The 20,060-nt window shown below is 73.6% G+C and carries 20 protein-coding genes; 11 read left to right on the top strand and 9 right to left on the bottom strand.

The annotated features are described in order from the left end of the window. Positions 1–29 precede the first annotated feature (29 nt). The 3 genes from glgA to CMN_RS08365 all read left to right on the top strand — a co-directional run bounded on the left by glgA (position 30) and on the right by CMN_RS08365 (position 2,470). On the top strand, positions 30–1,214 hold the full coding sequence (glgA, locus tag CMN_RS08375) for a glycogen synthase (protein WP_041465267.1): 1,185 nt from the start codon (positions 30–32) through the stop codon (positions 1,212–1,214). Between the two features lie 78 nt (positions 1,215–1,292). Further along, positions 1,293–2,081, top strand: a complete 789-nt coding sequence (locus CMN_RS08370; protein ID WP_015490389.1) for an ABC transporter ATP-binding protein — start codon at positions 1,293–1,295, stop codon at positions 2,079–2,081. Positions 2,082–2,215: 134 nt separating this feature from the next. Then, complete coding sequence (locus CMN_RS08365; protein WP_015490388.1) at positions 2,216–2,470, top strand: type B 50S ribosomal protein L31; 255 nt, start codon at positions 2,216–2,218, stop codon at positions 2,468–2,470. A gap of 76 nt (positions 2,471–2,546) precedes the next feature. Here CMN_RS08365 and CMN_RS08360 read toward each other — a convergent pair whose 3' ends face one another. Continuing rightward, complete coding sequence (locus CMN_RS08360; RefSeq protein WP_015490387.1) at positions 2,547–3,248, bottom strand: 3'-5' exonuclease; 702 nt, start codon at positions 3,246–3,248, stop codon at positions 2,547–2,549. Positions 3,249–3,258: 10 nt separating this feature from the next. After that, the gene (treS, locus tag CMN_RS08355; RefSeq protein ID WP_045929197.1) at positions 3,259–4,992 is read right to left on the bottom strand and encodes a maltose alpha-D-glucosyltransferase; all 1,734 of its coding nucleotides are present in this window, start codon (positions 4,990–4,992) and stop codon (positions 3,259–3,261) included. Positions 4,993–5,115: 123 nt separating this feature from the next. On the opposite strand from treS, the gene CMN_RS08350 reads away from it, so the two are divergent. Together CMN_RS08350 and CMN_RS08345 are read left to right on the top strand one after the other, a co-directional pair. Then, the gene (locus CMN_RS08350; protein ID WP_015490385.1) at positions 5,116–6,012 is read left to right on the top strand and encodes an alpha/beta fold hydrolase; all 897 of its coding nucleotides are present in this window, start codon (positions 5,116–5,118) and stop codon (positions 6,010–6,012) included. Next, entirely contained in the window at positions 6,009–7,103 is a 1,095-nt protein-coding gene (locus tag CMN_RS08345) for a glycosyltransferase family 4 protein (RefSeq protein WP_015490384.1), read from the top strand. The genes CMN_RS08350 and CMN_RS08345 overlap by 4 nt, the downstream gene beginning before the upstream one ends. A 39-nt stretch (positions 7,104–7,142) precedes the next feature. Here CMN_RS08345 and CMN_RS08340 read toward each other — a convergent pair whose 3' ends face one another. Next, positions 7,143–7,778 carry a histidine phosphatase family protein gene (locus CMN_RS08340; protein ID WP_015490383.1) on the bottom strand — a complete coding sequence of 212 codons (636 nt, stop codon included), beginning with the start codon at positions 7,776–7,778 and terminating at the stop codon, positions 7,143–7,145. After that, positions 7,775–8,629: a Sir2 family NAD-dependent protein deacetylase gene (locus CMN_RS08335; RefSeq protein ID WP_015490382.1), complete on the bottom strand. Its 855-nt coding sequence runs from the start codon at positions 8,627–8,629 to the stop codon at positions 7,775–7,777. Before CMN_RS08335 ends, CMN_RS08340 begins: the two co-directional genes overlap by 4 nt. Before the next feature lie 156 nt (positions 8,630–8,785). Here CMN_RS08335 and CMN_RS08330 point away from each other — a divergent pair, with 156 nt between their 5' ends. Together CMN_RS08330 and CMN_RS08325 are read left to right on the top strand one after the other, a co-directional pair. Further along, positions 8,786–9,595 carry a TrmH family RNA methyltransferase gene (locus CMN_RS08330; protein WP_015490381.1) on the top strand — a complete coding sequence of 270 codons (810 nt, stop codon included), beginning with the start codon at positions 8,786–8,788 and terminating at the stop codon, positions 9,593–9,595. After that, a complete protein-coding gene (locus tag CMN_RS08325) occupies positions 9,592–10,806 on the top strand; it encodes a D-alanyl-D-alanine carboxypeptidase family protein (protein WP_015490380.1) in 1,215 nt (404 codons plus the stop codon). Before CMN_RS08330 ends, CMN_RS08325 begins: the two co-directional genes overlap by 4 nt. Before the next feature lie 15 nt (positions 10,807–10,821). On the opposite strand, the gene CMN_RS08320 is transcribed toward CMN_RS08325, so the two are convergent. After that, a complete protein-coding gene (locus CMN_RS08320) occupies positions 10,822–11,613 on the bottom strand; it encodes an SGNH/GDSL hydrolase family protein (protein WP_015490379.1) in 792 nt (263 codons plus the stop codon). Positions 11,614–11,739: 126 nt separating this feature from the next. Between CMN_RS08320 and CMN_RS08315 the strand changes: the two genes are divergently transcribed. The 4 genes from CMN_RS08315 to CMN_RS08300 all read left to right on the top strand — a co-directional run bounded on the left by CMN_RS08315 (position 11,740) and on the right by CMN_RS08300 (position 16,343). Further along, positions 11,740–12,591 carry a VOC family protein gene (locus tag CMN_RS08315; RefSeq protein WP_015490378.1) on the top strand — a complete coding sequence of 284 codons (852 nt, stop codon included), beginning with the start codon at positions 11,740–11,742 and terminating at the stop codon, positions 12,589–12,591. A gap of 40 nt (positions 12,592–12,631) precedes the next feature. Further along, a complete protein-coding gene (locus CMN_RS08310) occupies positions 12,632–13,813 on the top strand; it encodes an acyl-CoA dehydrogenase family protein (protein ID WP_015490377.1) in 1,182 nt (393 codons plus the stop codon). Between the two features lie 198 nt (positions 13,814–14,011). Then, a complete protein-coding gene (locus CMN_RS08305) occupies positions 14,012–15,820 on the top strand; it encodes a DEAD/DEAH box helicase (RefSeq protein WP_015490376.1) in 1,809 nt (602 codons plus the stop codon). Between the two features lie 28 nt (positions 15,821–15,848). Beyond that, positions 15,849–16,343, top strand: a complete 495-nt coding sequence (locus tag CMN_RS08300; RefSeq protein ID WP_015490375.1) for an HIT family protein — start codon at positions 15,849–15,851, stop codon at positions 16,341–16,343. On the opposite strand, the gene CMN_RS08295 is transcribed toward CMN_RS08300, so the two are convergent. The 4 genes from CMN_RS08295 to CMN_RS08280 are packed head-to-tail and all read right to left on the bottom strand — an operon-like array spanning position 16,330 to position 20,018. Beyond that, positions 16,330–17,337 carry a glycine betaine ABC transporter substrate-binding protein gene (locus CMN_RS08295; protein WP_015490374.1) on the bottom strand — a complete coding sequence of 336 codons (1,008 nt, stop codon included), beginning with the start codon at positions 17,335–17,337 and terminating at the stop codon, positions 16,330–16,332. The two genes, CMN_RS08300 and CMN_RS08295, sit on opposite strands and share 14 nt — an antisense overlap. 2 nt (positions 17,338–17,339) lie before the next feature. After that, on the bottom strand, positions 17,340–18,107 hold the full coding sequence (locus CMN_RS08290) for an ABC transporter permease (protein ID WP_015490373.1): 768 nt from the start codon (positions 18,105–18,107) through the stop codon (positions 17,340–17,342). Continuing rightward, positions 18,104–19,384, bottom strand: a complete 1,281-nt coding sequence (locus CMN_RS08285) for an ABC transporter ATP-binding protein (RefSeq protein ID WP_015490372.1) — start codon at positions 19,382–19,384, stop codon at positions 18,104–18,106. Before CMN_RS08285 ends, CMN_RS08290 begins: the two co-directional genes overlap by 4 nt. After that, complete coding sequence (locus CMN_RS08280; RefSeq protein ID WP_015490371.1) at positions 19,377–20,018, bottom strand: ABC transporter permease; 642 nt, start codon at positions 20,016–20,018, stop codon at positions 19,377–19,379. Before CMN_RS08280 ends, CMN_RS08285 begins: the two co-directional genes overlap by 8 nt. Positions 20,019–20,060 lie beyond the last annotated feature (42 nt).

Genomic DNA, 20,060 nt, shown 5'->3' with positions numbered 1-20,060 from the left:
ACGTCGGGGCATGTACTAGCGTTCGACCAATGCGAGCAGACGTGATCACCAAGGAGTACCCGCCCGAGGTCTACGGGGGTGCCGGCGTGCACGTCACCGAGCTCGTCAAGGCCATGCGGAAGCGGACGGAGGTCGTCGTCCGTGCCTTCGGCGCGCCGCGCGACGAGCCCGGCGTCTTCTCCTATCCCGTCCCGTCGGAGCTCCGCGCGGCCAACGCGACGCTGCAGACGATGGGCGTCGACCTGGCGATCGCGAGCGACGTCGTGGGCGCCGACGTCGTCCACTCGCACACCTGGTACGCGAACCACGCGGGCCACGTGGCGTCGATGCTGCACGGGATCCCGCACGTCGTCACCGCGCACAGCCTCGAGCCGCTCCGCCCCTGGAAGGCCGAGCAGCTGGGCGGCGGGTACCGCGTCTCCAGCTGGATCGAGCGCACCGCCTACCAGGCGGCCGACGCCGTCATCGCCGTGAGCGACGGGATGAAGCGCGACATCCTCCGCTCGTACCCCGCGCTCGACGAGGCCCGGGTGCACACGGTCTACAACGGCATCGACCTCGAGTCGTGGGCGCCCGTGCACGACGACGAGCTGGTGCGCTCGCTCGGCATCGACCCCTCGCGGCCCTCGGTCGTGTTCGTCGGCCGGATCACGCGCCAGAAGGGGCTGCCCTATCTCCTGCGCGCCGCCGCGCTGCTGCCGACCGACGTGCAGATGGTGCTGTGCGCGGGCGCGCCCGACACCCCGCAGATCATGGAGGAGGTCACGGCCCTCGTCCGCGGCCTCCAGGAGGAGCGCTCGGGCGTCGTCTGGATCGACCGCCTCCTGCCGCGCCGCGAGCTCTCCGCCGTGCTCACCGCGGGCACCGTCTTCGTCTGCCCGTCGGTCTACGAGCCGCTCGGCATCGTGAACCTCGAGGCCATGGCATGCGGCGCCCCCGTCGTCGGCACCGCCACGGGCGGGATCCCCGAGGTCGTCGACGACGGCGTCACCGGCCGCCTCGTCCCCATCGACCAGGCCACGGACGGCACGGGCACGCCCACCGACCCCGAGCGCTTCGTCCGCGACCTCGCGGCCGCGCTGACGGAGGTCGTCGCGGATCCCGACGCCGCTCGGCGCATGGGCGAGGCCGGCCGGGTGCGCGCCGAGCGCGAGTTCGGCTGGGACCGCATCGCCCGCCAGACCGAGGCGATCTACGCGTCGATCCTGCGCTGAGGGGCCGACGCCGCGCGGCCGTCCGGCGCACCCCGCAGCCGGGAGGGGCGGGCAGCCCGGGCCGGTAGACTCGTCCCCATGAGCCACGTCCTCTCCCTGTCCGGAGTGTCCTTCGTCCGGAACGGGACGCCCATCCTCGACCAGGTGGAGTGGACGGTGGACGGCGACGAGCGCTGGGTCGTCCTCGGGCCGAACGGCGCCGGGAAGACGAGCCTCCTGCAGATCGCCTCCGCTATGCAGCACCCGTCCTCGGGCACCGCGACGGTCCTCGACCACGAGCTCGGCCGCGTCGACGTGTTCGAGCTGCGGTCGCGCATCGGGTTCGCCTCCACCGCGATGGCCCGGCGCATCCCCGCCGACGAGACCGTGCTCGACGTCGTGCTCACCGCCGCGTACTCCGTCACCGGGCGGTGGAACGAGGACTACGAGGACATCGACGTGCGCCGCGCCCAGCGCGTGCTCGCCGAGTGGCGCCTCGGCCACCTCGAGCAGCGCCGCTTCGGCACGCTGAGCGACGGCGAGCAGAAGCGCGTGCAGATCGCCCGCTCGATCATGACCGACCCCGAGCTGCTCCTGCTCGACGAGCCGGCCGCGAGCCTCGACCTCGGCGCGCGCGAGGAGCTGCTGCAGCTCCTCGGCGGCTACGCGTCGGCGCCCGAGGCCCCCGGCATCGTCATGGTCACGCACCACGTCGAGGAGATCCCGCGCGGCTTCACGCATGCGCTGCTGCTGCGCGAGGGGGCGGTCGTCGCGGCCGGTCCGCTCGCGGACGTCATCACCGCCGACGCGCTCAGCCGGACCTTCGGCCTCGCCCTCGAGGTCACGCACGACGACGGGCGCTTCACGGCCCGCGCCGTCCGGTCCTGACGTCCGCTGCACCCGCACCGGCGCGCCGGCCCGTTCGCGGCACTCGTCTGGTAGGCTCGTCCACTGGTCCGGTGATCATCCCGGGCACCCACGCTTCCCGCGCACGAAATCGAACCGACGAAGGACACTCCCCGATGAAGACCGACATCCACCCCCAGTACGCCCCCGTCGTCTTCCGCGACCTCGCCTCCGGTGCGACGTTCCTCACGCGCTCCACCGTCGGCAGCTCCAAGACCATCGAGTGGGAGGACGGCAACACGTACCCCGTCATCGACGTCGAGATCTCGAGCGAGTCGCACCCGTTCTACACGGGCAAGCAGCGCATCATGGACTCCGCCGGCCGCGTCGAGAAGTTCAACTCGCGCTACGCGGGCTTCGGCAAGAAGTAGCAGCCCACCCGCTGCACCACGAAGGGCGCCCGGCTCCGGCCGGGCGCCCTTCGTCGTCCGCGGGCGGGGGAGCGGGTCAGGATCCGGCGTGCCGCTCGGGCCAGGCGCCGGAGGTCGTGAACGCGGGATCCCGCGTGCGCCGCATGTAGTCCTGGAAGCTCTCCGCCTGCACGCGCGACCAGTCGACCTGGCGGTCGTGCAGGTCCAGCACCGGGATGTCGAGCTGGTCGGCGTAGCGGCCGGCGATGGCCTGGGCGACGCGGCCCGCGGCGATGGCGTCCGCGCCCGCGTCGTGCGCATCGTCGAGGCGCACGCCGTAGTGCTCGGCCGCGACGGACAGGGTGCGCTTGCCGCGGCGGTAGGTGTCCACGGCCTTGTCGATGACGAGCGGGTCGATGACGGGGCCGGTGTCGCGCAGCGGCTCCACCCCGTGCCGCACGGCCTCGCGGTTGAGCAGCGTGAGGTCGTAGGGCGCGTTGTAGACCACGAGGGCGAGGCCCCGGGCGAACATCTCGCGGATGGTCGTGACGATCTCGAGCACGACCGCGCCGGCGTCGCGCCCCTCGGCCCGCGCGCGCTCCGTGGTGACGCCGTGGATGGCCGCCGCGCCCGCGGGGATCTCGACCCCCGGATCCGCGAGCCAGTCGTGGCGTTCGGTGACCTGCCCGTCTGCGTCGAGCACGACGATGCACGCGGTGACGATGCGGGCGGTCTCGACGTCCACCCCCGTCGTCTCGAGGTCGAACGAGGCCAGGGAGTGGTGCCAGCGGGTGCTCATCCTGTAGATGCTACGGGCGACCGCCGATGGCGGGCGCACCCATGTGCAGCCAGTAGAAGCTCTGCGTGGCGAGCGTGAGCGTGAGGCGGCCGTCGTCGCCGACCGTCGGGAAGACGCCGCCGCCGAAGAGGTCGTAGAGCTGCGAGCCCGCGAAGTCGGAGGCGTCGATGGTGACGGACACCGGGTTGTGCGCGAACGAGAAGACGCAGAGCACGTCCTCCGCGCGGTCGCCGAAGTGCGTGCCGCTGCCCTCGTAGGAGCGCACGAACGCGAGGACGCTCTCGTGGTCGGTCGGGAGGACGCGGATGGTGCCCTGGCCGAAGACCGGGTGTGCCTTCCGCACGTGGATGACGTTGCGGACCCAGTGCAGGAGCGAGCGCGACTGCGCCAGCTGCGACTCCACGTTGATCTGCGCGTAGTTGTACACGAGCGACTGCACGACGGGCAGGTAGAGCTTGCCCGGGTCGGCCGTGGAGAAGCCGGCGTTGCGGTCCGGGGTCCACTGCATGGGCGTGCGAGACGCGTCGCGGTCCGGCAGCCAGATGTTGTCGCCCATGCCGATCTCGTCGCCGTAGTAGAGGAACGGGCTGCCGGGGAGGGAGAACAGGAGCGCGTGCACGAGCTCGAGCTCGGCGCGTGAGTTGTCGAGCAGCGGCGCCAGGCGGCGGCGGATGCCGATGTTGACGCGCATGCGGGGGTCGTACGCGTACCAGCCGTACATCGCCTGGCGGTACTCCTCGCTCACCATCTCGAGCGTGAGCTCGTCGTGGTTGCGGAGGAAGACGCCCCACGCGGCGGCCTCGGGGATCTCGAACGTCTCGCCCATGATCCGCTTCAGCTCGTCCGCCGTCTGCGAGCGGAGGGAGTAGAAGATGCGCGGCATGATCGGGAAGTCGAACGCCATGTGGCACTCGGGCTCCTCCTCGGTGCCGAGGAACGCGGAGACCTCGCGCGGCCACTGGTTGGCCTCGGCGATGAGGATCCGGCCCGGGTACTCCTCGTCGACCATGGCGCGGAGGCGCTTGAGGAACTCGTGCGTGGCGGGCTCGCCCTCGCCGTTGCCCTCCTCGGTCTCGTAGAGGTACGGGATCGCGTCGAGGCGCAGGCCGTCGACGCCCATGTCGAGCCAGTGGCGGATGACGCCGTAGATGGCCTCGTGCACCTTCGGGTTGTCGAAGTTGAGGTCGGGCTGGTGCGAGAAGAAGCGGTGGAAGAAGAACTGGCGGCGCACCGGGTCGAAGGTCCAGTTGGACTCCTCGGTGTCGACGAAGATGACGCGGATGTCCTCGTACTTCTCGTCGGTGTCGCTCCAGACGTAGAAGTCGCCGTAGGGGCCGTCGGGGTCGGACCGGGACTGCTGGAACCACTCGTGCTGGTCGGAGGTGTGGTTCATCACGAGGTCGATGACGATGCGCATGTTGCGCTCGTGCGACTTGGTGACGAGCTCCTTGAAGTCGTCGAGCGTGCCGAACTCGGGGAGGACGGCCATGTAGTCGCTGATGTCGTAGCCGCCGTCGCGGAGGGGCGACTGGAAGAAGGGCGGGAGCCACAGGCCGTCGATGCCCAGCCACTGCAGGTAGTCGAGCTTCGAGATGAGGCCCTGGATGTCGCCGGTGCCGTCGCCGTTGGAGTCGACGAAGGAGCGGATCATCACCTCGTAGAAGACCGAGCGCTTGTACCACTGCTTGTCGAGGGTGAGGCCGGGCAGGGTGATGGGGGCGGTGAAGCTCACGGTTCTCCTCATGGGCGCGACGGGGGCGTCGACTCGGGGCGGGAAGGCCGATCGCCACTCTAGGCGGGGCGCGCCGGTGGCCGGCCCCGGCGCGCCCAGGGGCGCGGGCGGCCCCCGCTCGTAGACTCGTCCCCGATGACCGTCCCCTCGCCCTACGCCGCCCAGCTCGACCGGATCCCCGTGGTCCGCCGCACCGTCGACCTCCTCGGGAGCCGCACCGCCTGGTGGGAGTACGGGCCCGCTGACGCGCCCCAGGTGGTCGTCGTCGTGCACGGCTTCCGCGGGGACCACCACGGGCTCGAGCCGGTCGTCGCGCAGCTGCCGGGCGTGCGGATCCTCTCGCCCGACCTGCCCGGCTTCGGGGACTCGACGCCGCTCGTCGACGCGCGGCACGACATCGCCGGCTACTCCGCGTGGCTGCGCGCGTTCGTCGACGCGACGGGCACGCGGGACGCGACCGCGCTCGGCCACTCCTTCGGGTCCATCGTGGTCGCGGCGGCGCTCGCGGACGGCCTGCCGAGCCCGCGCGCGGTCCTCGTGAACCCGATCGCGGCGCCCGCGCTCGAGGGGCCGCGGGGGATCCTCACGCGGCTCGCCGTGCTCTACTACCGCGCCGCCGCCGTGCTGCCCGAGCGCGCGGGCTTCGGCCTGCTGCGCAACCGCGCCATCGTGCGTGTGATGAGCGAGGCCATGGCGAAGACGCGCGACCGGTCGCTCCGCCGGTGGATCAACGACCAGCACGACCGCTTCTTCAGCGCGTTCAGCGACCGCCGCGTCGTGCTCGAGGCGTTCCGCGCGTCGGTGTCGTCGGACGTGAGCACGTACGCCGCGCGCGTCGCCGTGCCCGTGCTGCTCGTCGCCGCCGAGCGCGACGACATCACGCCCGTCGCCGCGCAGCACCGGCTGCAGCGCCTGTTCGCGGACGCGCGGCTCGAGGTGATCCCGCGGGTCGGGCACCTCATCCACTACGAGACGCCCCGGGAGGCGGCCGGTTCCATCCGCGCGTTCCTGGACGAGGGGAGCGCGTCATGAGGCTCGTGTTCGACTGCCGGTACACGCGCATCGGCCGGCACGACGGGATCAGCCGCTACGGCGCCGAGCTCGTCGCCCGGCTCGGCGCGCGGTTCGACGTGACCATGCTCATCAGCGACCACCGCCAGCTCGCGCTCCTGCCCGACCTGCCCTGGCAGCTGGTCAGCTCGCCCACCGGTCCGCGGGAGCCGTGGCTCGCCCGACGCGTCTCGCGCATGCGGCCCGACGTCGTCTACAGCCCGATGCAGACGATGGGATCGCGCGGGCGCACCTACCCGCTCGTGCTCACGCTGCACGACCTCATCTACTACCGGCACCGGCGCCCGCCGCGCGACCTGCCCGCGCCCGTGCGCGCGCTCTGGCGCGCCTTCCACCTCGCGTGGTGGCCGCAGCGGCTGCTGCTCGACCGCGCCGACGCGATCGTGACGGTCAGCGAGACGACGCGCGGCCTCATCCGCGCGCACCGGCTGACCACGAAGCCCGTGGTCGTCGTGCCGAACGCGGCCGAGCTGACGCCCGCGCCCGACGGCAGCCCGGACGGACCGCGCGACGCGCCAGCCGAGCGCACGCTCGTCTACATGGGCTCGTACATGCCCTACAAGAACGTCGAGACGCTCGTGCACGCGGCCGACGACCTGCCCGACCACGAGCTGCACCTCATGAGCCGCATCCCCGCCCCGGAGCGCGAGCGGCTGGAGTCGATCGCGGACGGGGCGCGTCTCGTGTTCCGCGACGGCGCGAGCGACGAGGAGTACGCGCGGACGCTCCGGCGCGCGACCGCGTTGCTGACGGCGTCGCGCGACGAGGGGTTCGGGATCCCCGTGATCGAGGCCATGAGCGTCGGCCTGCCCGTGGTGGTCAGCGACATCCCGATCTTCCGCGAGATCGGGGGCGACGCGGCCGTGTACGTGGATCCGGACGACGCCGAGGGGTTCGCCGCGGCCGTGCGCGCGCTCGAGGAACCGGACGAGTGGCGGCGACGCTCCGCCGCGTGCATCGCGCGCGCGGCCGAGTACGACTGGGACCGCTCGGCCGAGGCGCTCGGCGACCTCCTCGAGCAGGTCGCGCGGACGGGGCGCCGCGGGGTCTGAGCCGGGCGCGCCCGGCGTCGGACGCGGGGGAGCGGCGGGTCAGGCCCGGCGGGCCGGGTCGAGGTCGGCGATGCCGGCGAGGTCCGCGATGCCGCCGAAGCGCAGCAGCGACAGCTCGCCGTCGACCACGCCGAACGTGTGGGCCGAGCCGTTCTCGATCATGGGCCCCGGGCGCGTGCCGAGCGACGCGTCGAGGCTGCGGGCGAGCGCCGCGATGACGCCGCCGTGCGAGACCGCGATGATCGACCCGCCGGGGTGCCGTTCCGCGAGCCGCAGGAGCGCCGCGCCCGCCCGCTCGGTGACGGACTCGACGGTCTCGCGGCCGGGGACGTCGCCGTCGGGGAAGCGCGCCTCGATCTCGCTGTGCGTGAGCCCCTCCGCGAGGCCGTAGCGGCGCTCGGCGAGCGCGGGCTCCGGCAGCGGACCCGACGCGGGCGCGCCGCCGAGCGCGAGGTGCTCCGCGATGATCGACGCGGTCTCGAAGGCGCGGCTCAGCGGGCTCGCGTGCACCGCATCCCAGCCGGCGCCGCCCGCGACCGCCGCGGCGAGCAGCGCGCCCGCGGTGGCGGCCTGCGCGCGGCCGGTGTCGTCGAGCGGGATGTCGCTGGATCCCTGCACGCGCCGCTCCACGTTCCACGCGGTGCGGCCGTGGCGGACGAGGACGATCCGCGTCACGACGCGAGCTCCGTCGCGATGGCCCGGAGGGTCTCGCTCGTGCCGCCCTCGAGGCGCACGGTGGCGCGGGTGTCGCCCTTGGTGGTGCCGCGGTTGAGGATCACGATCGGCATGCGGCTCCTCCGGGCGATCTCGAGCAGGCGGATGCCGGAGTTGACCGCGAGGGACGATCCGGCGATGAGCAGCACGTCGGCGTCCGAGACGATGGCGCCCGCGTCGCGGAAGCGCTCCGTGGGCACGAGCTCGCCGAAGAAGACCACGTCGGGCTTGAGCATGCCGCCGCAGACGCTGCACACGGGGATCCGGAAGCGGTCGACGTCGTGCACCTGCGCATCGCCGTCCGGGTTGAGCTCGACCGCCTCGGGCTGGTCGAGCCACGGGTTCTCGGCGCTGATGCGGTCGGCGATCGCGGACCGCGCGTAGGTCTGGCCGCAGTCGAGGCAGAGGACGCGGTCGAGCGAGCCGTGCAGGTCGACGACGCGGCGGGATCCGGCGCGCTCGTGCAGGCCGTCCACGTTCTGCGTGACCAGGCCGCCGACGACGCCGGCCGCCTCGAGGTCGGCGAGCGCCGCGTGGCCGTCGTTGGGGCGCGCGGCGCTGAAGGCCTTCCAGCCGAGGTGCCCGCCCGCCCAGTAGCGGCGGCGGAAGTCGTCGCCCTCGCTGCGGAACTGCTGGAACGTCATGGGATTCCGCTTCGGGGCGCCCTCGCCCCGGTAGTCGGGGATGCCCGAGTCGGTGCTGAGGCCGGCGCCCGTGAGGACGGCGGTGCGGCGGCCGCGCATCAGCTCGACCGCCTCGGCGATCGTGGACCCCGCGGGGGGTCGCGGATCGTCACGGAGAGCGGTGCTCATGGGGCCTCCCGGTGCCGAGCTGGCGCCCCGGCCTGTCGGCGGGCGGCGACGGGGCAGGGCATCATTGTCCTGTCGAGTCTAGACAGCGCACCCCCGCGACGGCTCCGCGCGAAGTGGCTCCGCTATCCCTCGAGGGCGGACCGAGAGAGGACCGGCGTGCACATCCACCGCATCGAGGACCTCTCCTCCCCGGGCCTCGAGGACTACTCGCGGCTCACCGACGTGGCCCTCCGCCGCGTCAGCGAGCCCGCGGGCGGCCTCTACATCGCCGAGTCGACCAAGGTCATGGGCCGCGCGCTCGCCGCCGGGCACGTGCCGCGCTCGGTCCTCGTGCAGGAGCAGTGGCTCGACGACGTCGCCCCGCTCCTCGCGGGCTTCCCCGACGTGCCCGTCTTCGTGGGCGCGGCCGCGGTGCTCGAGCGGCTCACGGGCTACAACCTGCACCGCGGGGCGCTCGCCGCGATGCACCGCCCGCCCCTGCCCGCGGTCGCCGACGTCCTGCGGGATGCGCGCCGGGTCGTCGTGCTGGAGGACATCGTCGACCACACGAACGTCGGCGCGATCTTCCGCGCGGTCGCGGGGATCGGCGCGGACGCCGTGCTGATCACCCCGCGCTGCGCCGACCCGCTCTACCGGCGGAGCGTGCGCGTCAGCATGGGCACCGTGCTGCAGGTGCCGTGGACCCGGCTGCCCGAGTGGCCCGAGGCCGCGCCGCTCCTGCACGAGGCCGACTTCCACCTCGCGGCGCTCGCCCTCGAGGACGACGCGGTCACCCTCGACGCCTTCGCGGCGGATCCGCCCGAGCGGATCGCGCTCGTCCTCGGCACCGAGGGCGACGGCCTCAGCCGGCACGCGCTCCGCCACGCGGACTCCACGGTCGTGATCCCCATGCTGCACGGCGTCGACTCGCTCAACGTGGCCGCGGCGAGCGCCGTCGCCCTCTACGCCCTGCGGGTGCCCGCGTGAGCCGGGCCCGCCGCCTCACGGTCACCTCGGTCGTCGCGGCGCTCCTCGTCTCGGCGGGCGTCTACGTCCCCGTCACCCTCACGGCGGATCCGCCCGCCGCGGTCGCGCAGGTGGACGCGCCGTCGCCCGTCGTCAACGTCCCGACGCCCGAGACGTGGCCCGCCGAGGGGGTCTCCGCCGTCGGCGCCATCGGGTTCGACGGCGTGCTCGCGACGGACGACCAGGATCCGACGCCCCGGCCGATGGCCAGCATCACCAAGACCGTGACCGCGCTCGTCGTGCTGAAGGCCAAGCCCCTCGCGGCCGGGGAGGACGGGCCGCAGGTCACCTTCACGGCCGAGGACGAGGCGCTCCGCGGCGAGATCCTCCAGCAGGACGGCATCGTCGAGCCCGCGGTCCCCGGCACGAGCCTCTCGCAGCGCGACCTCCTGGAGGGCGCGCTGCTCGCGAGCGCCAACAACTACGCGGCGGCGCTCGGGGTGTGGGCGTACGGGTCGAACGACGCCTTCGTCGCGGCCGCGAACGCCTGGCTCGCCGAGCAGGGGCTCACGGGTACGCACGTCGCCGACGCGATGGGGCTCTCGCCCGAGACCGTGAGCACCACGGCCGACCTCGTCCGCATCGGGGAGATGGTGCTGGCCGACCCCGTGCTCTCGGGCATCGTCGACCAGCGCAGCGCCGACGTGGCGGGCGTCGGGACCGTGGTGAACCGCAACCTGCTGGCGGGCGTCCCGGGGTTCCGCGGGATCAAGACGGGGACGCTCGAGCAGGCCGGGAAGTGCCTGCTCTGGGCGGTGGACACGAAGGTGGGCGACCGCGACGTGACGCTCGTCGGCGTGACGCTCGGCGCGAAGGACCACGCTGAGCTGGCCCGGCAGGTGACCGCGCTGCTGCCGACGGTCTCGGCGAACCTGCACGTCGTGCAGGTGGCCGCCGCGGGGGAGCCGTTCGCCGACTACACGACCGCGTGGGGCGCGACCGCGCACGCCGTCGCCGCCGCGGACGAGTCGCTGCTCGTGTGGGGGGACACGCCCGTCACGACGACCGTGGAGGCGTCCGGATCCGGCGAGGCCACCGCGGGTACCGGGGTCGGCACGGCCACGGTCACGGCCGGGCAGCAGACCGTGCGGGTCCCTCTCGCGCTCGACCGCGACATCCCGGGCCCCGACGGCTGGTGGCGCCTCGGCAACCCGGGCGAGCTGCTCGGCTGAGGATCCGCCGGCCGGTCAGCTCCCGGCGTCGACGCGCGTCCACGGCGACGCGTCGGGCCGCTTGGCCGTGCGCCCGTCGCCCGAGGACTGGTGGCGCAGGCGCCGCAGCACCCACGGCACGAAGTACGAGCGCGCCCAGTCGATGTCGCCGGCGCGCGCCTGGCTCCAGGTGCGCGGCGGCAGCGGCTCGGGCTTCAACGGCTCGAGGTCGTTCTCCACGGCGAGCGCCTGCAGCACCATCCGGGCGACGGTGTGGTGCCCGAGCGGTGCGAGATGCAGCCGGTCGACGTCCCACATGCGCGGGTCCTGGATCTCGGTGAGCGACCACTGGTCGGCCACGATGCAGTCGTGCCGGGCGGCGACCGCCCGGATGTCCTCGTTGTAGATCGCGACCTTGCCGCGGAGGCGCCCGAAGACGGGGGAGAACTTGACGTCGGTGCCCGTGAACAGGACCACGGTCGCGCCCTCGGAGGAGAGCCGCGCGACCATGCCGTCGAGGCGCTCCGCGAGGCGGTCGGGATCCGCGCCGGGCCGGAGGATGTCGTTGCCGCCCGCCGAGAGGGAGACGAGGTCGGGGTGCAGCGCGAGCGCCGGCTCCACCTGCTCGTCCGCGATCTGCCCGAGGAGCCGCCCGCGGATCGCGAGGTTCGCGTAGGAGAAGCCCTCGACCTGGTCGGCCAGCACCTCGGCCACCCGGTCGGCCCACCCGCGGTGCCCGCCGGGACTGCCCGGCTCGGGGTCGCCGATGCCCTCCGTGAAGGAGTCGCCGAGGGCGACGTAGCGGCGCCAGGGGTGGGGCTGGGTCATGCGGGTCCTTCCGGGTGGGTCGCTCCCATCATAGGAACGCTCTCGCGCTGCATCCGGGAATGCCGGCCTGCACCCGTTGGTTGAGCCTTCAAGCAACTGGATGCACCACCCGAGGAACGAGGACCCATGCCCGACCGGCTCTCCGCCGACACGACCATGGGTCCCGTGACCCTGCTCGTCGGCGACCTCGACCGCATGACCGCCTACTACCGCGACGCCGTCGGCCTCGAGCAGCTCGACGAGGGGACGGAGTCCACGACGCTCGGGCGCGGGGGAGCGCCCGCGGTGGTCCTCGAGCCCGCTCGCGGCCTCGACCTGCCGCGCCCGGGGGACGCCGGCCTCTTCCACACCGCGGTGCTCTTCGACGAGCCCGCCGCGCTCGCCCGCTCCGTCGCGTCGCTCGCGCGGCGCGCGCCCGGCACCTTCACGGGCAGCGCCGACCACCTCGTCAGTCGCGCCTTCTATTTCACCGACCCCGAGGGCAACGGCGTCGAGCTCTACACCGACCGCCCCCGCGACGAGTGGACCTGGCAGGACGGGCGGGTGGTCATGGACTCGCTCCGGCTCGACCCGAACGCGTTCCTCCGCGACGAGCTCGCGCCGGTCGCCGACGCCGCGTCCGACGCGGCGGGCATCGGCCACGTGCACCTCCAGGTGGGCGACACCGCGACCGCGGGCGCGTTCTACGTCGACACGCTCGGCTTCGAGCTGGTCGCGGGCTGGCACGGATCCGCGATCTTCGTCTCCGCGGGCGGCTACCACCACCACATGGCCATGAACACCTGGAACAGCCGCGGCGCCGGCCGCCGCCCCGCGACGCTCGGGCTCGGCACCGTGCGCATCGAGGTGCCCACGCGCGACGAGGTCGTGGCGGTGGACGCGCGCCTCCGGGCCGCCGGCGTCGCCACGCGCGACGACGGCAGGTCCCTCGCCTTCGAGGACCCGTGGGGCAACGCGCTGGTGCTGTCCGCCGCCTGAGCCCCGGGGTCCGGGCGACGCGGTCGGGGAGGATGGGCGCATGACGCCCGCCGCCCCGCTCGATCCGCTCGCGCACCTCGACGGGGCGCTCCTCGACCGGATCCGCTCCCGCGCCCCCGGGTACGACGCCCGCAATGCGTTCTTCGCCGAGGACCTCGACGAGCTGCGCGACGCCGGGCACCTGCGCCTGCTCGTGCCTCGGGAGCTCGGCGGATCCGGAGCCTCTCTCGCGGACGCGGTGCGCGCGCAGCACCTCCTCGCGCAGGCGGCGCCCGCCACGGCGCTTGGCGTCGGGATGCACCTCGTCTGGACGGCGGTCGCCCGGATCCTCGCCGGCCGCGGCGACGACTCCCTCCGCGGCGTCCTCGAGGACGCGGGACGCGACGAGCTGCTGGCCTTCGCGATCAGCGAGCCCGGCAACGACCAGGCGCTCGCCGACGCGCTCACGCGGGCCGAGCCCGACCCCGACGGCGGGTACCGCTTCACGGGCACGAAGTCGACGTCGAGCATGGCGCCCGCCTGGACTCGGCTCGGCCTCTTCGGACGCGACGACCGGGATCCGGAGCGGCCGCTCCTCGTGCACGCCTTCGTACCGCGCGACGCCCCGGGCCTCGAGATCGTGCCCGACTGGGACACGCTCGGCATGCGGGCGACGCAGAGCCACACGGTGATCCTGCGCGACGTGCGCGCGCAGCCCGCCGACGTGGTCCGCCGCCGCGAGCACGGCCGTCGCGACGACCCGTTCGTCCTCGCCGTGCTGCAGGCCTTCGAGCTGCTCATCGCCGCCGTGTACGCCGGGATCGGGCAGCGCGCGCTCGACCTCGCCGTGGCATCCGCGCTCCGCCGCACCTCGCGCGCGGCCGGCGGCGCCGCGCTCGCCGCGGACCCCGGCATCCGGCACCTCGTCGCCGAGGCCGCCCTCGCGCAGGACGCGCTCCTCCCGCAGCTCACGGCGCTCGCCGACGACGTCGACCGCGGCGTCGACCACGGCGACCGCTGGGCGTCCCTCCTCGTCGGCGCCAAGGTCCGCGCGACCCGCACGGCGGCCGAGGTCGTGCGGCGGGCGATCGAGGTCGCCGGCGGCGCCTCCCTCCGCACGGGCGACGAGCTCGGCCGCTTGTACCGCGACGTGCTGGCCGGCGGCTTCCACCCGTCGAGCGACCGGCAGGCCGCGGAGACCATCGCGACCACGCTCCTCGGACCCGTGCCGCGCGCGTCCTGAGCGCCGCCCGGACGGCCGGTGGGAGCCCAGCGCGCCCTCGTCGCGGCGACGCGCCCGGACCGTCGCGGAGGCCCGGATCCACCCGCGTCCCGCGCCGCCGACCCGAGGCCGTGGACGACGCGGATCCGCCCGGCGCGCGCCGTCCTGGCGCCCCGCGATCGACGGGAGCGTCCCCGGGTGCGGGTATCGTGAGGTCGAGTGAGCACCCTGCCGACCCCTCCACCGCACGTCGGATCCGCCGCGGCCGAGCACCTCTCGCCGGCCTTCCCGGAGCGCGCCGCCTGGGGCACCGTCAGCAAGCTGCGGGCCTGGCAGGAGGAGGCCCTCACCGCGTACTTCGAGAAGGAGCCGCGCGACTTCCTCGCCAACGCGACGCCGGGCGCCGGCAAGACCACGTTCGCCCTCCGCCTCGCCTCCGAGCTGCTGCACCGCAAGACCATCGACCGGATCACCGTCGTCGCGCCCACCGAGCACCTCAAGAAGCAGTGGGCCGACGCCGGCGCGCGCGCGGGCGTCCGCCTCGACCCCATGTACAGCAACGCCTCCGGCGCGCTCGGCCGGCACTACCACGGGGCCGCCGTGACGTACGCGCAGGTCGCCGCGAACCCCTACCTGCACAAGACCATGACCGAGTCGAGCCGCACCCTCGTCATCCTCGACGAGGTCCACCACGGCGGCGACGCGCTCAGCTGGGGCGACGCGATCCGCGAGGCGTTCGAGCGCGCGACGCGCCGGCTGTCGCTCACGGGGACGCCGTTCCGCTCCGACACCGCGCCCATCCCGTTCGTGAGCTACCTCCGCGACCACCGCGGCGTCCGCCTCTCCCAGACCGACTACGACTACGGCTACGCGCGCGCGCTCGCCGACGGCGTCGTGCGGCCCGTCATCTTCCTCGCCTACGCCGGCAGCATGCGCTGGCGCAACAAGATGGGCGACGAGATGGAGGCCCAGCTCGCCGAGGGCAACACCAAGGACATCACGTCGCAGGCGTGGCGCACGGCGCTCGCCCCGGACGGCGAGTGGATCCCGCAGGTGCTCGCCGCGGCCGACCGGCGCCTCAGCGAGGTGCGGCAGTCCATCCCCGACGCCGGCGGCCTCGTCATCGCGACCGACCACACGACCGCGCGCGCCTATGCCGCGATCCTGCAGCGGATCAGCGGGCAGCCGGTCACGCTCGTGCTCTCGGACGACGTCGAGGCGAGCGCGAACATCGACCGCTTCTCCGCCGGCACGTCGCGCTGGATGGTCGCGGTGCGCATGGTGTCCGAGGGCGTCGACGTCCCGCGCCTCGCGGTCGGCGTGTACGCCACGAGCGCGTCCACCCCGCTGTTCTTCGCGCAGGCCATCGGCCGCTTCGTGCGGGCCAGGCGCCGCGGCGAGACGGCGTCGATCTTCCTGCCGAGCGTGCCGAACCTCCTCGTGCTCGCCAACGAGCTCGAGCGCCAGCGCGACCACGCGCTCGACCGCGACTCCTCGAAGGAGGGCGACCTCTACAACCCCGAGGACGCCATGATGGGCGAGGCGAACCGCAGCGAGAAGGGGTCCGACTCCCTCCTCAGCGAGTTCTCGTTCGAGGCGATGGGATCCGAGGCCACGTTCGACAAGGTGCTCTTCGACGGCGCCGAGTTCGGGCAGATGGCCGACGTCGGCAGCCTCGAGGAGGAGGAGTTCATCGGGCTCCCCGGCATCCTCGAGCCCGAGCAGGTGCGCGAGCTCCTCGCCCAGCGGCAGCACCGGCAGTCGAAGCACGCGAGCGAGCGCGAGCGGAAGCAGGCCGAGAGCGGCGCGCCCAAGGACCCGGACGACATCCCGCTGTACCGCACGCTCAAGGAGCAGCGGCAGCTGCTGAACAGCCTCGTCGGGATGCGCGCGAAGCTGCACGGCGAGCCGCACGGGCTCGTGCACGCGGAGCTCAGGCGCGTGTGCGGCGGGCCTGCGGTCGGCCAGTGCAGCGTGACGCAGCTGCAGCAGCGCATCGACCAGCTCCGCAGGTGGATGCGCAGCTAGCGCAGCTAGCGCGGCTACGGTGTGGCGCATGGACTGGCGCGGGGACCGGATCGGATCGGCCAGGAGGAGCGAGAACCCCACCGTCCTCGCCGAGTTGGGGGCGGGGTACGCCGTCATCGGCGACGTGCAGTTCCTCCCGGGCTACTGCGTGCTGCTCGGCACGGACCCGGCCGCGACCGCCCTCGCGGAGATGCCGAGGATCGAGCGGGTGCGCTTCCTGGCGGACGCCGACCTCCTCGCCACCGCCGTCGAGCGGGCCTGCCGCGATCTCGTGCCCGGCTTCCGGCGCGTCAACATCGAGGTGCTGGGCAACGCCGACGCCTTCGTCCACGCGCACGTCTGGCCGCGGTGCGCGTGGGAGCCGCCGGATCTCTTCGCGCGCCCGGTCTGGCTGCACCCCGCCGAGCGGTGGCACGACCCCGCGACCGCGCTCGGCCACGAGCACGACGAGCTGCGCGCGCGGATCCGCGACGAGCTGCAGGCCCTCGCCCGGGACGACGCGGTCGAGGTCACGGCGCCGTGACGAACCCGTGGTCGACCATGAAGTCGTAGGCGACGTCCGCGGGCTCCTCGCCCTGGTCGTCGACGCGGAGGTTCATCTCGCGGAGGGCGTCGTCGGTGATGGCGGGGGAGATCCGGTCGAAGACGTCCTGGAGCCCGGGGTACTCGGCCAGCGTCGCCGAGTCGAGCACCGGCGCGACGTTGTAGGCCGGGAAGAAGCCGAGGTCGTCCTGGAGGATCGTGAGGCCGAGCTTGTCGATGCGGCCGTCGGTCGTGAAGACCTCGCCGAACTCGCACGTGCCGCGATCGGTCGCCGTGTAGACCGCGCCCGTGTCGAAGATCGAGATGTTGCCGTCGGGCACGCCGTCCGCGGACCCGCGGGGGATGCCGTACGTCTCGAGCAGCGGCGACAGGCCGTCGGAGCGCGAGTTGAACTCCGCCTCCACGCAGAACGTGCGCTGGTCGACGGGGAGCTCCGCGATCTGCGACAGCTTCGTGATGCCGAGCTTGTCCGCCTCCTCGCTGCGGATGGCGAGCGCGTAGGTGTTGTTCAGCGGCGCGGGGGTCAGCCAGGTGAGCCCGTTGGCCGCGTCGGCGTCACGCACGGCCTCGTACTGGGCGCGCTGGTCGGGGATGCCCTTCGGCTCGCCCAGGTAGCTGAGCCAGGCGGTGCCCGTGTACTCCCACGTCATGTCGGCGCCGTGGCTCGTCATGAGCTCGCGAGCGGGCACGCTGCCGGGCACGTTCGTCTGGTCGGTGACCTGGAAGCCGGCCGCCTTCGCCGCGATCACGGCGATCTTGCCGAGGATCAGCTGCTCGGTGAAGTTCTTCGACGTGACCGTGAGGTGCGCGCCGGCCGGCAGGTCGAGGGGCTGGATGGATCCGGGCGCCGTGTCGGGCACGTACGCCGTCGCGGGCTGCAGGCCGCAGCCGGTGAGGGTCGCGAGGGCCGCGGCCACGAGGGCGGGCACGCCGAGCGCGCGGCGGAGGCGCGTCGAGCGGGGGAGGGGCGTCACGGTCAGAGTCCCTTCGGGCGGGCGACGTGCTCGACGACGCGGCCGAGCCAGTCGACGGCGAGCGCGAGCAGCGAGATGAGCAGGGCACCCGAGACGAGCACGGGGTAGAGGTAGAGGCTGACGCCCGTGGTGATGAGCACGCCGAGCCCGCCCCCGTTGACGAACGCGGCGAGCGCCGCCGTCCCGACGAGGAGCACGAGCGCGGTCCGGATGCCCGCGAGCATCACCGGCACGGCGAGCGGCAGCTCGATGCGGAAGAGCACGGACGCGCGGCTCATGCCCATGCCGCGTCCCGCCTCGACGAGGCGCTCGTCGACGCCGCGGATCCCGATCATGGTGTTCCGCAGCACGGGGAGCGCGGCGTAGAGCACGAGGGCGACGAGGCTGGCGGCGAACCCGCTGCCCGTCATCACCATGCTCAGCAGCACGACGAGCCCGATCGCGGGTGCCGCCTGGCCGAAGTTCGCGACCGCGAGCACGGGCGCGGAGTAGCGGCGGAAGCGCCCGCGGGTGAGCAGGATGCCCAGCGGCACCGCGACGACCAGCACGATGACGGCCGCGGAGAAGGTGAGGCCGAGGTGCTCCAGGGTCGCCTTCCCGAGCGCGCCCGGCGCGAGCGTGGTGCGCGCCTCGGCGGTGAGCGGCGCCACCGCGAGCCCGACGAGGTACGCGGCGAGCACCGCCGCGATCGCGACGGGCTGCGCGATGAGGCCGCGCCAGCCCTGCGCGCCGCCGACCGCGTCCGTGCGGGCGTCGGTCACGGCGCTCATCCGTCCTGCCCGTCGCGCACGGCGGGCGACGCGTCGGACGAGGCCTGCTCGGCCCGCGCGGCGTCGGCGCCCACGGTGCCGATCATGCCGGTGTTCGTGCCGACGGGCGCGTCCTCGACGCCGCTCGCCACCTGGGCTCGGGCGCTCGTGATCGCGTCCATGACGGTCTCCACGTCGATCACGCCGAGGAAGGCGCCGCCGCGGCCCGTGACCAGCGCGGCGCCCGCGCTGGAGACGAGCATGGTGTCGAGCGCGTCGTTGAGCGTCGCGCGGGAGCCGATCACCGGGAGGCGCGGCTCCGGGACGGCGCCGACGACGTCGAGCCGGCCGAGCTGGCGGCGCGAGGGCCACTGGATCGGCCGCTGGCGGGCGTCGACGACCACCGCGTGCTGGTGGCCGACCTCGTCCATGCGGGCGAGCACGTCGCGCGCGGCGTCGCCGGGGTGCGCGACGACGGCGTCCGCGAGCGGCACCTCGTCCACGCGGCGGAGCGTGAGCTGCTTGAGGCCGGCGCCCGAGCCGATGAACTCCTCGACGAACGCGTCGGCGGGTTCGGCGAGGATCCGCTCCGGGGTGTCGTACTGCACGATGCGGGCGCCCTCGGCGAAGACGACGATCCAGTCGCCGAGCTTCACGGCCTCGTCGAAGTCGTGCGTGACGATGACGATGGTCTTCTGCAGCTCGGCCTGGATGCGGATCAGCTCGTCCTGCAGGCGCTGGCGCGTGATCGGGTCCACCGCCCCGAACGGCTCGTCCATGAGCAGCACGGGCGGGTCGGCGGCGAGCGCCCGGGCGACGCCGACGCGCTGCTGCTGGCCGCCGGAGAGCTCCTTCGGGTAGCGGTCGCGGTACTGCTCGGGGTCGAGCGAGACCAGATCGAGCAGCTCGTCCACGCGGGCGCGGATGCGGGCGGCGTCCCAGCCGAGCATCTTCGGCACCACGGCGATGTTCGCGGCCACGGTCATGTGCGGGAAGAGCCCGCCGGCCTGGATCACGTAGCCGATGCGGCGCCGCAGCTCGTCGCCGTCGATGCCCGTCACGTCCTCGTCGCCGAGGACGACGCGGCCCTCGGTGGGCTCGATGAGCCGGTTGATCATCTTCAGCGTCGTGGTCTTGCCGCAGCCGGAGGGGCCGACGAGCATGACGATGTTGCCGGCGGGGATCTCCAGCGTGATCCCGTCGACGGCGGGCTTCGCCTGTCCCGGGTACCGCTTGGTGACGCCGTCGAGCAGGATCGAGCGGCCGCTGATCTCGGGGGTGGTGGTGGTCTCAGACACGGATGCCTCTCGGAGTGGTGAGCCGGCCGATGCCGACGAGGACGAGGTCGAGCAGGAGGGCGAGCAGGACGACGCCGATGACGCCGGTGAGGACGGACTCGGTCGAGTTCGCGCCCCCGAGGCGGGAGAGCCCGGAGAAGATGAAACCGCCGAGCCCGGGGCCGAGCACGTACGCGGCGACCGAGGCGATGCCCATGACCATCTGCGCGGACACGCGGATCCCGCCGAGGATGACGGGCCAGGCCAGCGGCAGCTCGACGCGCAGCAGCGTGCGGACGCGGCCCATGCCGATGCCGCGCGCGGACTCCACGATGGCGGGGTCGATGCCCGTGAGCCCCACCACCGCGTTTCGGAGGATGGGCAGCACGGCGAAGAACGTGACGACCGCGACGGCCGGCGCGACGCCGAACCCGAGGGGGGCGATGAGCAGCCCGACGAGCGCGAAGGCGGGGAGCGTCAGCCCGATCGCGGAGACGCTGTTGGCCAGCGAGCTGAGCGGACGGCTGCGGTAGACGAGCGCCGCGATCCCCACGGCGATCACGGTCGCGAGCACGAGGCACTGCACCACGAGGCTGAGGTGCTGCCACGCGGAGAACGCGATCTGGTCCGCGCGGTCGCGCAGGAAGTCCCACATGTCGGTCTCCTCAGGATGGGGCGGTCACCGGGAGGGGCGTCG

Origin of the sequence: Clavibacter nebraskensis NCPPB 2581 (genome assembly GCF_000355695.1) — a bacterium.
Lineage (GTDB): Bacteria > Actinomycetota > Actinomycetes > Actinomycetales > Microbacteriaceae > Clavibacter > Clavibacter nebraskensis.
The sequence above is the reverse complement of the archived record's forward strand: the minus strand, read 5'-3'. Positions and strand labels throughout refer to the sequence as shown.